General features: G+C 37.8%; 9 protein-coding genes. 1 reads left to right on the top strand and 8 read right to left on the bottom strand.

The genetic code is table 11. The features are described from left to right. Nucleotides 1–128: 128 nt before the first annotated feature. Nucleotides 129–2192 carry an ATP-dependent Clp protease ATP-binding subunit gene (locus tag C5L21_RS03545; RefSeq protein WP_133286035.1) on the top strand — a complete coding sequence of 688 codons (2064 nt, stop codon included), beginning with the start codon at nt 129–131 and terminating at the stop codon, nt 2190–2192. Between the two features lie 52 nt (nt 2193–2244). Here the strand turns inward: C5L21_RS03545 and C5L21_RS03540 are convergent, their stop codons facing one another. The 8 genes from C5L21_RS03540 to C5L21_RS03505 form a co-directional block, all read right to left on the bottom strand. Further along, nucleotides 2245–2766, bottom strand: a complete 522-nt coding sequence (locus C5L21_RS03540; RefSeq protein ID WP_004901994.1) for a YiiX/YebB-like N1pC/P60 family cysteine hydrolase — start codon at nt 2764–2766, stop codon at nt 2245–2247. A gap of 29 nt (nt 2767–2795) precedes the next feature. Next, nucleotides 2796–4079 carry an adenylosuccinate synthase gene (locus C5L21_RS03535; protein ID WP_004908014.1) on the bottom strand — a complete coding sequence of 428 codons (1284 nt, stop codon included), beginning with the start codon at nt 4077–4079 and terminating at the stop codon, nt 2796–2798. A gap of 246 nt (nt 4080–4325) precedes the next feature. After that, nucleotides 4326–5891 (bottom strand): TIGR03766 family XrtG-associated glycosyltransferase, encoded by a 1566-nt coding sequence (locus C5L21_RS03530; protein WP_241652868.1) that lies wholly within the window; start codon nt 5889–5891, stop codon nt 4326–4328. A 14-nt stretch (nt 5892–5905) separates the two neighbouring features. After that, nucleotides 5906–6283: a 6-carboxytetrahydropterin synthase gene (locus C5L21_RS03525; RefSeq protein ID WP_004901999.1), complete on the bottom strand. Its 378-nt coding sequence runs from the start codon at nt 6281–6283 to the stop codon at nt 5906–5908. 2 nt (nt 6284–6285) lie between these two features. Then, complete coding sequence (locus tag C5L21_RS03520; protein WP_133286034.1) at nt 6286–7626, bottom strand: TIGR03111 family XrtG-associated glycosyltransferase; 1341 nt, start codon at nt 7624–7626, stop codon at nt 6286–6288. 3 nt (nt 7627–7629) lie between these two features. Beyond that, the gene (xrtG, locus tag C5L21_RS03515) at nt 7630–8214 is read right to left on the bottom strand and encodes an exosortase family protein XrtG (RefSeq protein ID WP_004902005.1); all 585 of its coding nucleotides are present in this window, start codon (nt 8212–8214) and stop codon (nt 7630–7632) included. Further along, a complete protein-coding gene (locus tag C5L21_RS03510) occupies nt 8207–8845 on the bottom strand; it encodes a Firmicu-CTERM sorting domain-containing protein (RefSeq protein ID WP_223245995.1) in 639 nt (212 codons plus the stop codon). Before C5L21_RS03510 ends, xrtG begins: the two co-directional genes overlap by 8 nt. Nucleotides 8846–9152: 307 nt before the next feature. Beyond that, the gene (locus C5L21_RS03505; RefSeq protein ID WP_133286033.1) at nt 9153–14936 is read right to left on the bottom strand and encodes a glycoside hydrolase family 70 protein; all 5784 of its coding nucleotides are present in this window, start codon (nt 14934–14936) and stop codon (nt 9153–9155) included. Nucleotides 14937–15019: the final 83 nt, after the last annotated feature.

The raw sequence follows: 15019 nt of genomic DNA, 5'->3' as shown, positions 1-15019 counted from the left end.
TTTTAGCACTCTAAATAAAAGAGTGCTAATTTTAATTGCGATTTAATCTTTAGGTGCTATACTTGAGACATAATTAAGAAAGGAAAATGTGTGCATCACGTTTTTTCAGGATCACACACGGTGATATTATGGCATCACAAGACCCATTTGGATTTGGTAACATCAATTTTGATGAGATGATGCGGGCTATGAATGAACAAATGCAAACGAGTTCAGCCAACCAGTCAACGTCAAACACAACACAAGATAAAAAAAACAAACAAAATAAACGCCCTACTTTACTCGAAGAATACGGTATAAATCTAACGCAGCAAGCCCGTGAAGGTAAGCTTGATCCTGTTATCGGGCGTGATCAAGAAATTTCCCGAACAATTGAAATTTTAAATCGACGCACAAAAAACAATCCTGTTTTAATCGGTGAAGCAGGTGTTGGTAAAACGGCCGTTGTTGAAGGCTTGGCCCAAGCCATTGTTGCTAACAAAGTCCCTGAAAAATTGCGTTCCAAAGAAGTGATTCGTCTAGATATGTCCGCCATGGTACAAGGTACAGCCATGCGAGGACAATTTGAAGGACGTATGCGTCAACTAATGAAGGAAGTGGCAAGTAATGATGATGTCATTTTATTCATCGACGAAATACATGAAATCATGGGTGCTGGTAACGCTGAAGGCGGTATGGATGCTGGCAATATATTAAAGCCAGCTCTGGCCCGAGGGGAATTTCAACTCATTGGTGCCACAACCTTAAACGAGTACCGTAAAATCGAAAAAGACGGTGCCATTGCGCGTCGTTTTCAACCTGTACAGGTTAACGAACCAAGTAAGTCAGCCACAATTACAATCTTAAAAGGTATCCAAAAGCGATATGAAGATTATCATCACGTTGCGTTTACTGACGAAGCAATAACAGCTGCCGTCGATCTCTCAGATCGTTATATCACAGAACGCTTTTTACCTGATAAAGCCATTGATCTCATTGATGAAGCTGGTTCACGTAAGAACCTGTCAATGAAAATCGCTGACCCTAAAACAATCCAAGCAAAAATTGATCACGCTGAGAGCCTAAAGCAAGAAGCCATTGATAAAGAGGATTTTGAAAAAGCAAGCTACTGGCGCGATCAAGCCAACCAGCTAACATCACAGAAAGCGCAAGTTGAGGCGCACCCTGAAATGTTTAAACCTCAAGCAATTACAGAAAAAGATATTTTACAAATCATTGAAGATAAGACCGATATTCCTGTAGGTGCACTAAAAGAAAACGAAGCTAATCAACTACAGACACTTGATCAAAATCTATCAACGCACATTATTGGACAAGATGATGCAGTGGCAACGGTTGCTAAAGCCATTCGTCGTAACCGAATTGGTTTAACAAAATCTGGTCGTCCTATTGGTTCTTTCCTCTTTGTTGGTCCAACGGGTGTTGGTAAGACTGAGCTCGCCAAGCAGTTAGCGCAAGAGATGTTTGGTAGCAAAGACGCTTTAATTCGATTTGATATGTCAGAATATATGGAAAAGCATGCCGTATCTAAGCTCATTGGCGCTCCTGCTGGTTATGTTGGGTATGAAGAAGCCGGTCAATTAACAGAGCAAGTTCGCCGTCACCCTTATTCATTAGTTTTAATTGATGAAGCTGAAAAAGCCCATCCTGATGTCATGAATATGTTCTTGCAGATTTTAGATGATGGTCGCTTAACGGATGCTCAAGGACATGTTGTTAGTTTCAAAGATACTATTGTTATTATGACTTCTAATGCCGGTTCAACAGATACTGGTAATACACCAATGGGCTTCAATCAAGTTGATGCGCAAAGCAGACTTTTGCAACGCCTAGAAAATTATTTCCGTCCTGAATTTTTGAACCGTTTTGATGATATTATTGAATTCCAAACACTCACTCAAAAGCATTTACTGACTATTGTTGATTTACTCTTAGCTGACATGAACACTAATTTGGCTGATAATAATCTGAATGTCATTGTTAGCGATTCAGCAAAAGCTAAGTTAGCTGAACTTGGTTATAATCCTGCACTAGGGGCAAGACCTCTACGGCGTGTCTTGCAAGATAAGATTGCAGATCAACTGGCAGATTACTACTTGGCACATCCAGCAAGTACCGTATTACTTGCTGATTTAGATGATGCCAATCATATTGTTATCACTGAAAATCAAGCATCTCCTGTTAAAGCATAAGAAAAACACGATTCTTAGCGACTCATGATTAGTCGTTGCGGAATCGTGTTTTTTACAATTTGTCAATAAACTTTAAATTTTTATCTTTTGCCATGGCTTCTGGGTTTGAGCCAGGTTGGTTAATTGGCACAGCAACATTTAGCTTGTCATAATAATGCTGCCAATAATCTGACACTTCTTGTTTATCATCATTAAAATGTAACGGTTGTGTCGGAAATGTAATCATACCCTGAAAGGCTAACTCTACTAACTGTGAACAATAAATACCGTCACCATCTGGATAAAAAGTTTTATTATAAGATAAACCTTCGTATGTCTTGGCTTGCGCAATCACATTCTCAGCTTGATGTTTTTGAATTTCTGGTCGATAAAGATCAGGATGTGGTGAATCCGACAAAAATTGTGCCAGTGTTTGCGTTGCCACACCATATTTTGGACTAGCATGAATAACATGTGTCTCATCAACCACAATACCAACATGAACATAATCGCCAGTTGCGGCTGCAATAGCATCATCCATGCCATCATGTTGATTTCGTACGAATAACAAATCTGCTGCTTGTAATGTTACCATTGCTTACTCACCTTCTAAGTTATAAGACATTATTGCCAAACGTCACTGAGTAAATGAGTTTCCTCAGGCTTTGGTCCCACAGCAAAGCTTAACAAGTCGACCGACAATAAATCAGAAATACGCTTTAAATAGTTTTGCGCATTAGCTGGTAATTCATCAAATGATTGCACACCAGTAATATCCTCATCCCATCCAGGTAGTGTCTCAAAGTTAACATCTAAGCCTTCAAACCATGTGTCTGATGCTGGAAAATGATGAATTTCTTCGCCTTTATAGGTGTATGATGTAGCGATTTTAAGCGTTTTTAATCCGGTCAAAACATCAAGTGAGTTAATTGCTAACTTTGTCAAGCCAGATACTTGTACCGCATGTCGCAACGCAACAGCATCTAACCAACCAATTCTACGTGGTCGCTTAGTAACCACCCCATATTCATGACCAACTTCACGAATATGATCAGCAATGTCGTCATGTAATTCCGTTGGGAAAGGGCCTTCCCCAACACGTGACGTATAGGCTTTGATGACCCCGACCACGTCTTGAATTTGTTTTGGTCCTACGCCAGCACCATTCATAACCCCACCAGCAGTAGGATTTGAACTAGTAACATAAGGATAAGTGCCATGATCAACATCAAGCATAATACCTTGGGCACCCTCAAAAACGACACGCTTTTTGTTGGCCATCATCTGACCAAGCAAATAGGAAGTATCAGTCACATATGGCGCCAATTGACGCCCATATTCAACATAAGTTTCATAAATGTCATCGTAGTTCAGTGCTTCTTCATTGTACAATTTGGTCAATTGTGCATTTTTAAACGGTAAGTATTCTTTTAGCAACTTAGCAAATACATCAGGATCAACTAAGTCTGCCACACGAATACCAACACGTGAAATTTTATCTGTATAAGCCGGACCAATTCCTTTTTTAGTTGTACCAATACGATTATTTGTTGATGATTCTGCAGCTTTATCAAGCGCAATGTGATAAGGCATGATAACATGCGCACGATTTGAAATTCGCAAATTATCAATTGCAATACCTTGAGACTGTACTTCCGCAATTTCTGCAAGCAAAGCCTCAGGGTTTACCACAACACCATTACCAATAACTGCTAATTGGCCTTCTGTTAGGATTCCTGAAGGTAAAGCTGACAACTCAAATTTTGTATTGCCATGCCAGATAGTATGACCGGCATTATTGCCACCTTGATAGCGCACAACTGCATCTGCATGCTCTGCAAAAAAGTCTACTATCTTACCTTTACCTTCATCGCCCCATTGCGAACCAACAACAATTACACCAGACATATTTTTCTCCTAGTACGGCCACAGCTGCTTTCAGACGGGATAGGTTTGTCGGAGAAAGTGTTGTCAGTCAAACGTGATAACACCTGTTTGCGCCCATCCGTGAGTGTCCCTCTGTAACGGCACGTTTTATTTTTTAGTAAAACACGAACAATAAAACAATAAACGCCTTTTACCTAAACATTTTACCATACAAAAGAGAGATAAGATATAGAAAAACAAATAAAAAATGTTGTTTCTAAAAAAGTATCACATGTTTTTTTTATTGACATTAAGCCATGATAATTTCTCTTGAATTAGTGCAACTGTTTGTGGCCAGACAAACACTGTTAATAATAAAAATATCGGTAAAAACTGAATAATGTATCGTGAGCGGCCGCCCTCAAAAATCAACAGATACAAAAAGCCCCCAACAATAGCTAGCCGTAACACAGCTGTCAGTCGGTCTTTTTGCCGCCATCCCAGACTAATAATTCCGATACACATAACCCACCAGAATTGCGCAATAAAATGAAAGTCAGAAAGATAATGTCCACTTGGATAAATAATATTTTGTATCACACTTTTTACACCATTTTTTGCTGGTTTATCGATGATAAAGCGTCCCTCTTTCAGCCAAGCAAATGTACCATCTGATGTATTTTTATCTTGTTTGTGAACTAAAAAGATGAGATAGCCAATGAACCCTTTCTGTTGTAACCTTTCAACTAACTTGTCTTTTGAATAGCGTGACATAGCAGCCTGTGAAGGTTGTTTAGCCATTGCTAAGACATCTTGTGCATTATAACCGCCATCGCCACTCACACCCATACTAATAAAATGAATTGGTGGTAAGGTACGATTTTTCTGAATCACCATATAAGTTTGATTTTGTAATACCTTGTTGCCTAACTGATAACTGAATCCTGCTGTCAGCAAAAATACAGTCACCACTAAAATTTTCATCAACATTATTTTTTGATTATTATTTCTAGTTATCAAAATGTGTAAAAATTCTACAACAAATATAGCAATAATAGGAATCATTGCTGAGGGTTTGAGAAAGTAAATGCCAGACAAGGTCAAACCAGCTATAATGCTGATGCCCACCTTTAACACTATATGCCATTTTGTTGTTGATATGATTACATAACACAGTATCAAAAGCGCTACAAACGGTAAAACATAAATGTCGGAATAAGGTACCAACACCATTGGAAAAAGCATTAACCAAACAGCATGTGTATACAAGCCAATCGCTAATTTACGTTTATCAACGAACCAGACTGTCGTCATATTAACGAGGGCAGTCCCAATTAACAATAACCAGTTGACTAAGTCAAACATTAACCAAGAGGTATTATGCATTACTTTGGCAATTTCATGTTGAATCAATAATAATGATAAATTGTTCGTATTGTAGCTATAATAAGATCTTATATTAGCTGAACTCGTTTGCGTCAATGCTTCATGAATGGCACCGGGATCAAAACCAATGGCTGGATGTGTCTGTAGAATGACAATTAATTGCCAAAGTAATGCTAAAACAACCATGATAGTGGCTACTAGCACGCCATGCTGTATAAACACTCGTCGCCAAAGCGTTCTAAACGTCTGATTAACAGCAAAAGCCAATACAATTGCAATGATTATCAACAAAAAAACGATGGATACCCAAGTCGTGCCAATACCAATAAATTCATCACCTGAATTACTTCTTAAATTCAAATTAGTCGAAGTCACCGCAAAATATAACGTTATAAAAATAAACAATAGATATATGCTATCTAGGCATTTTTGTATATTATAAGCACACCGTTGTAATTTAGTCCGCATCACCACCCACCTCTTCAATCTTGCGCCAAAGCAATATTAATAAATCGCGTTGGCGATTCACCAACAGACAAATCCAGCAATTGACATGATATTTTGAGTAAAGCTGTAGTTAAAATATCAAATAGCACTTCGGCAAAATTTTCAAGCGTTGGATTAATGTCATCAAATGGTGCGACAGTGTTTAGAAATTCACCTGAAAAAACTGCAATGCTATCATTAATCACTGTCTCAATATCTTCAAACTTCATTGGTTGTGGATAAGTCATCGGTTGGATATCCAAAATCAATTCCCACGTGTGAGGATGTGCTACACCTTGTACTCCTTGCCAACGTACTGCATGCGTGGCATTAATAAAAGTTCGTAACCTATATGTTAAAACCTTGTTACTCATAACTATTTTTTATCCTTCCATAACTGCGACCAATCAGCCATCAGAATGTTTTTAATATCACGTGTTTCAGATTTAAAAGTTTTTGTCTGCCAAGCCGCATTTCTAGTCATTGTATTAATAATTCCAATAAAACGAATTAACGTATTAATGCCATTATAAAGTGGCATAGTGAATGCTATCCACCATTTATTTTTAAAGTAAGCGCGTTCAGTGGGAAACGCTTTCAAAAGCATATATGAACTAGTATAGTTCATCAACCCATAAGCAACATATAACACGTACATCATCACAACTGACATAGACACAACGACAGGTGAGTAACCGAAAAATAATAACATCGCAAGGCCAGTAATCCAAACCAAGCGTGGAAATATAAACGTGTGATCAATCATTAATCGACTAATCATAAAGTTAGTAAAAATCTGACGGACACTCAACTTATTCTGCATGAAATTTTGTGCGACTTCAATTTGCCCACGCTGCCAACGCTGCCGTTGTAAATAAAGTTCACTATAACCTGATATTGGTTCAACATAAAACATGGCATCATCACAGAAACCTATACGCTTGCCTAGGCGGAATCGCAGTTGAAATGTCATATCAGTATCTTCACCAACCGTGTCAACATTATACATAAATGTCTGAACTAATACATCACGTCTAAACGCTGAAAATGCACCTGACATTGTGAACAAACGATTACCACGGTTTTCAATACTACGGCCTGATAAGAATGATTGTGCATACTCAAAATATTCGTTTAACTGTAGCAATTTAAGCCATTTACTTTGCGTTTTTTGAATCATTTTTTTTTGTGTCAGAATCGTACCAGTTGCTGCATCAATTTCTGAGTGATTTTCAAAATAAAGCACAAACCGTTTTAAGGCATTGGGTTCTAACCAACCATCAGTATCCAAATTAATAATATATTGCCCCATACTATTATAAATAGCAGCATTTAGTGCACGCGCTTTACCTTGATCTGTGTTCATCCACTGCATTCTAAGTACTGGGAAATCAGCTTGAGCCTGATTAAACACCGTAAAACTGTTATCAGTGCTTTGATTATTCACGGCAATAATTTGGATTAATTGTTTTGGATAGGTTGATTGACTAATCGACTGAATACACTGGTATAATGTTTGTCCTGAATTATATATAGGTAATACAATAGATACCATTGGTAATTTCAATGGTTCTTGCATCACTTGATGGTTTTTTGATGTTTTTATCAAAACTAGATTGAAATAAATAGCTGGGAAAATTTCCACAACAATCGGAATGAGCAACCAAGTGAACCAAAAACCTAACTGATAAGTAAATTGATGTAAATAAAATGACATAGTTTATCCCTGTTTTTTGAGCATTTGATTAACAAGTTGCCCCTTTGTGAAGACTAGATAATAAAGTAAGATTGCAATTGAATAGAACAACAGGCGTCCGATAATCGAATGAGCAACATAAAAAGCCCCATCGCCAAAATAATAAATTACAATTGCAACAAAAGATAGTCGTAACGTATTTGCAAGGAAAAACCATAATGCCCCAATAAGCGCCAACATTAACCGCTTTTGTGCATCATACACAGGATAAAAGGCAATTAATCCCCAAAATGCCGTTGTTTCAATAATGCCTGAACATTCATAATCAACCAATAAAATGCTGGTATGATGATTCGCCACCACCTGAATAACATGTGACGCATAGAAAGTATCAAATAAGCCAGTAAGATGACCAACAACTCCGGCCGACCAAGTGAGAATGGTCGAAAACAACCAGACACCATAAGGTTTACTCCATAAAAGAAGAATAACGAACAAGCCTGCGCTGCCAGCCAAAAAATAAAAAGCATCCGTTTTAGCACGCTTCAGAACAGATAATACATAGACCCAAATAATAATTAGACCAATAATAACCGCATTATTAAGCATGGATTACCTCGTTTGTTGCTGATGCCGTAATCTTTTTTCGGCGCTGATTTTGTAGGTAATAGCCACCACCAGCAAAAACCAAACCAATACCGGCAAGTAACCATGGCCCTGTTGGTGAACCAGCATAATTAATTGACACGTTTCCTCGCCAAATTGACTCATTTGAAATGGCAATTTTTGTATTCTCAGGTATCTCTTTTATGCCTAAAGCAGAGAATGGGATTTGCGCCTCAAAAATGTTATTTGAGCGGTTACCAGCAACTATATGCTGTGCATAGGCTTTACCTACTGTAGGTGGTTGATAACCATACTCTTGTCGCCAAACCCAATACTTAATATCAAATACTTGGCTCACTGATTTAGAACTATTATTAAAGTTCATAATTTGGTTATCCATGAATCCGTGTCCTGAACTAACTGGGTATGCCTCATCTCCAACAGTTATAGTAAAATCAGTATTCAAATAGAGTTGGTTATCTCCGCCTTGGTTATTAGTCCTAAAATCTGGCGCCGAGTCCATATAAAAGTAAATATTCTCTTTATCTGCCCAAATACCCACATGTCTAAAGGCGTCACTATTGGCACGCACATTCTGATACTTTCCTTCCCAATCCTTAAAATTACCATTCATAACCACACCTGTGCTATTCCCACTTACAGATGGGGAATTATACAACAATGCTGCAACACAAAAAAAGCTCACAATTAACAAAAACATTTTTCTGCTACTAAACATAATCATCCTCAAAGATATCTCAGCTAATATCTATTTCATTCTTAAATATAGTTAATAGTAGTTTACCCCATAACCGAAGCATTGACACTAGTTTTGCTTATTTGTCATGAAACTGTCTCAATTATGCGAGAAATATTTAGCACAACAAAAAAAGGTAACACCATCCGCTGATAATGTTACCCTCCTTTGTCGAATCCTTCCCTTAAGCTTGCAAAGCACGCTTATCAATCCATAGCTTGTCTTCTTGCCCGCTTAACGCGAACTGACTCCATGTGATCCCTGAAGCATTCGTATATTCTCCTGTCGCATGGACAACTTGATTTTGATACGCAGTTGCCATGTTAACTAGCTTAGCATTCACTTCCCCATAGGGTGCGCCACTAAACACCCCATCACGTGTTGTCCGTGGCACAATCTTAGCTTGATAATCAACCACCTTCGTTACTACTGGTGAAAATGACCGTTGATCAATCCAGTATTGTGTCCCATTCACTGTCGCTAAGTACCATTGATTACCCTGAGCATCTGAATGTTGCTTTGTTACTGGCACGGTTTGCTGGTTATAGTTTGTCACATAATCGACAAACTGCGCCCCCGCTTCACCATATGGTGCTGTCTTAAACATCCCATCTGGTCGTTGGCGTGCCACAATCGTTGCATTTAATGCCACCACCTGGTCAAAGGTCGCAGTAAACGCCCGCTTGTCAATCCATGTGCTTTGACCATTCAAATTCGTCAAGTAATATGTGTTGCCGACTTCGTTTGAATAAGCTTTTGAAATATGGACATAGCGCCCATTAGCCGAACGCGTATCACCAGCCCATTTAGCCCCACTCATCGTATAAGGTGCGTTTAACCACAAACCATCTGTCCGTTGGTTGCTATTCACATACATATCATCATTCATGGCTTGCATGATTGTTGTGCTCAAAGCGCGACTATCAACCCAGACCTGTTGATTATTTAGCGTAATAAGACGCCATTGTGCACCGTAGGCATCTTGCCCTTGCTTGGTCACTTGTACATGTTGCCCATTATAATCTGCCGTCATGCCTATGAGTTGTGACCCTTGACCACGATATGGCGCATTCAAGAATAACCCATCATTACGACCATTGCTATTCACATAGAGCTGTTGGTTTGTATCCCTAACTTGCATCTGTGCCAATGCATGGTTATCAACCCAGACCGTCTGACCCCCAAGGACAACCTGACTCCAGACCGTGCCTTGATCATCAAAATACTGTTGACTAACGGTAACCGTTTGGTTGTTGTAATTTTTAGCCAAACCGGCTAACTTATAACCCGGTTGACGGTATGGCGCATTTAAGAATAACCCATCAAGATTACTAGTTGTATTGACAAAGACTTTTTGATTCATGTCATGTGTGAAATTGGTATTCAATGCCTGACTATCAATCCAGTACTGTGTCCCATTAAAACTAATCAGACTCCAGTCTTTACCTGAAACGTTCGCCACCCCGGCAATGGTCACTTGTTGGCCCTTGTATTGGTTGGACATCCCAGCTAATTGATACCCCTTGACTTGGTATGGCGCATTCAAGAACAACCCATCATTGCGGTTAGCATAACTAATGAAGCTTATTTGGTTCATCGTTTTAAATGGTGTCATAGTTAACGCACGACTATCCACCCAAAGCTTTTGTCCTTGTAAATCACCACCAGCAAAGGTAATTAAGTTCCAGCTCACACCCTTACTGTCTGTGTATTGACGCGTGACTTGCACTTGTTGCCCTTCGTACTGTTTCGTGTCCTTGTTAATAAATTCCCACTTTATATCATTCCCAGTTTGATCCTTTGTTATAACACCATAAGGTGCATTAGCAAATAAACCATCTTGTCGGACAGAGCTAGTAATGTAGGCTGTATAATCAGCGTTCACACCTAAAGTTGACGAAGTATCAATTGTGATAAAATCTTGCGTGTTATTTGGACGGTCAGTGAACGCTTGACTATCTCCCGAATTTGCATCAAAACTATACCATTTATTTGTATTTTTATCGTATGCAACCTTTCCTTTAACCTGCACACCATTTAAGCCATAATAATGATATACATTATTATACCCTGCAAGAACAAGACCGGTAGACATTGTTCCATCAGAATTCAAGTGATATGCATTACCGCTTGCATCAAATACATATTGATTAGTTAACATTTCTCCCACGCTGTTGAAGTAGTAAGATTTACCATCAATATCTTTAACAAAGCCATTTCTTATTTCCATACCATTTGGCATAAAGTAATAATAGCGTCCATCTTTATTTGATGAATCTAAGCTCTCTCGAACAGTGCCATCAGCATTTGTTACTTTCATTTGCACCAAACCGCTTTTGCCATTTTCTGGTCGAACCATGTATCCATTATTATCAAAATAATACCAATTATGATTATCATCTTGAATAAAACTGTTTTTCGCTTGATAACCACTAATAGAATAATACTTAACACCTACCGCATCAATAACAAATCCTGTTTTTGCGTCTTGATTCATTAATTGTAAAGGTAGGAAGGCTTCATCTGCTTTGTTAACATTAAAGTATTGGTTACTTGCCCAATCCTTTAATACATAGTAAGCTCCACGCCCTAAAATATTCGTACCGTTAAAATACTTCGCAGACCATTCCTTTATTCTCGTATTGGCATCCATTGGTACCCCAGTAGTAATTTGCGGTTTAGTAAACAAATCAGGATATTTTTGCTGTAACTCACCCAAATATTTACCACCATACTCTGCTTGATACTTACCACCACCGACAGTATCTACAACATACAAAACATTTTCAATATCTGCATTTGGCCAAGTCTCCCCTTTTTCATTCACGCGTGTGACAGAAGTGACTTGTTGTCCTGACAAGTTATAAATTTGGTCTGGTACCCAGTCAGCCATAGCTTGAATGCTCTTGCTATGTAATGCCTTAATTGCGTTTCTCAAATCCTCTACTGTACCATATTTTGTCGGATTTTCCGTTCCATCATCGTTGTTGAATCCTAAATCATAACGATCAGTAAATGCGTAACCATTGTCAATTGTCGAGTCTACAAATGTTCCATCATGACTAGAACGATATTGGGGTGGCATCTGGAAACTAGTAATTCCCCAATTACTAAAGGTTCCATTCTTCGCTTCTTTGGCAATGATAACATTGGTACGCTGATCTTTATCTACAAGATTTGGTGTTTGTTGAAAGTTGGAGAATCCTTCGTAAATAACATTTGTATCTAATGCATCATTTGCATGGAAAACAGACCCATCGGTTGTTTTATTTTGACTCGTAGCTACTCGAGCATCTTGCTTATCATCTGCTCCAACTGGTACCCAAACAGCTAAATAACCAGATACTTTACTGTTATTTATGCCATATCCCTTAATATAATTACTAGAAAATTCTAGGTTACCATTCCCGTCGGTTGTTTCTCTAATTGTTGTCGAACTATCAGTATTATACACATCGATTCCATTGTCAGTTGCTAATAGCAATGGTCGGTACATTTGGTTTGCATGGTTGACACCCATGCTTAGCGTTATTTTATCAGATCCTAAATTCAAATTAGGATTATTGCTTATAATAACCCCAATACCCTCAGTACGTGAATTTCCATTTCTGACACTAGTCAACACATCCTGATGCTTAGTATCAACACCCATCTCTTGGTTACCTGATACATACTTAATACGAGCTTTTAACAGCGCATCAATAGAATCAAATTCATTCGTCTTAGACGTCATATATGAATCATTATCCTTATACATATCGCCGTAGTAAACGCGAGGAATTGTATTTTTATTTGTTAACAATGCTGCATAAGCACTCGCCATATTATAGTGCGAATATTCTTTAACAGTCTTATCTTGATCAGCATAGTAATAATCCAAAGCCTGTTTTAATTGATCCTTTGTGAATTTATTACCTGATTCGGCTGACGTATGATCTGTTAATATTTTGCCAATGATACCTTGAACTTCACTATCGTGTGCACGCACGAAACTATAATTAGGAATAAGGATTTTACCATCCTTATCTGGATATCTCATTGTTGATTTATCAATCAATGAGTCTATTCCCCAACGATTATTAGGCCCCTTTGTCAAAGCATTTAATAATGAATTTTGAACCCCTGTGTTAAGTGTTAATTGTGGATTCCCATTTTTAACAACCTCATTGGGATCTAATCCACTCCAATCTTCTAAAATAGAAATATGTTTATTAGCATTAACATCACTTTGGTTAACCTTGTATACTGCATTAAAGTAATCACGTGCAATATCTAACAAATCTGCATCCACATTATCGACGGCGTCAACTCTTATGCTGTCAAAATTAGCATCTGGATCATTAGCTGTAATCGTTCCAAAATTCATCAAATAGTGTAGCCAATTCAACTGTTCAGCTTGAACAACCGGATTAGAATTATCTACATCGTTTGCTAATAAAAATTCTGATCCTTTAACATTACTATTTCCGTCCCTATTGAATAATACTCGGTTCAGCAAACGAAAAGCCGAATTAGTATCAGATGCTAACGGCGTGTTATTATATTTCAAAAATCCACCTTGAAATTGTAAACCACCATAATCAATATTTTCTGATTTTTTACTCCAATTAAATTGTTCTTTAATAAAATTGGACATCTCATTTTTAAGCCATTGTATGCTATTAGCTTGTGCAATACGCTGTTCAATCAATACCTGGATATTTTGTGTTGCTAAGTTTAAAGTGCTTTGATTTGTTGTAGCATCATATTGTATACCATCATTAGTAGCAAACGTTTTAGACATATAATTAATATAGTTTGCTTGTGTTTGTTTATCCGGCCACCATGTCATAAGCAACGGACGTTTATCATCTTCTGTCGATGCTACCCATGTTTTCCCCCCTTTTAAAATATCTTTTGGTTGGTACCATGAATCAGCTGTTAAAAACCCCTGAATATTATCAAAACTTTTAGCGTCATAACTATTAGCTGCGTTATGTGCTGTAAAGTCACTTTTTTGGTCGGTCAATCCCTGCGAAAATTGATATTCTAATGCCGTTTTCCCAATGCCTGTCACTGAGTCAAAATAAATAACTTGATTATTAAAGGTTGCTGCATAGTTCTTTTTTAACAAACCTTCTTCATCAAAATAATACTGCTTACCATCAAGAGTCTGCAATCCTTTAAGCATATTGCCTTGACTGTCAAAGTAATAAGTATTACCCTTCTCATCTGTCAAGAAGTTATCCTTTATTTGCTTTCCAGTGGCATCAACACCGTTTATAACACCATCTACATTCGATATATATGCTATTGCATTTCCTGTATTTTTATCAAAATAAACTTTGTTTTTTTCTTTTCCTGGACGGAAGTCGCCTTTGACTTGTGCACCATTTTCGTCAAAATACTGTACATTACCGTTTATATTTTGTAAACCAATTACTTTCTTACCAGATTGATCTAAGTAAACAAAATGACCATCTTGTTGTTCGTATCGACCGCCAGTAATAACAGTACTTATGGCATCTTTATTATCTACAAGATTTTTAGATAGTGCTATATTTCTATCATCCTGGACAGTTATTTTTTGGTCATCTGATACGGCTTTATTTGACTCTTTTGTATCAGGTGTTGTTGCTGTGTTTTGGTCTTGTGTTTTTTTGTTGTTTTCCGTTGCCGTATTTTTATTTAATTCGTTCTGTTGGTCTATGTTTTTTCCACTTGCATGTACAGACTTTGAATCATTATTAGTCGTAGATTCAGGAACCGGTTCCTTTTTGTCGATAACTTCTTTCGTTGTTGGCTTGTCTTGCCCTGTCTGACCAGTCAAAGCCTGTTGGCTCTGTGTTGTACCAACCGGCGTTTGTGTATCGGCACTGACAGTTGTTACCGCAGATACCCCCATAACGGCAAATGCTGTAGCAGCCGCAACCCAGCTTTTACCTGACTTGTACAGCTTTTTTCGGGTAATTGTTTCTTTTATTTTCATCGTTATCTCCCATTTTATGATGCAAAGATACATTACTTAAATAAATTGATAATATGTACCATTGTATATTTTAACACGAGCTA

The organism is Leuconostoc citreum (assembly GCF_004354555.1).
Classification (GTDB): domain Bacteria; phylum Bacillota; class Bacilli; order Lactobacillales; family Lactobacillaceae; genus Leuconostoc; species Leuconostoc citreum.
Note: the sequence above shows the minus strand (reverse complement) of the source record. Positions and strands in the feature narration are given on the sequence as shown.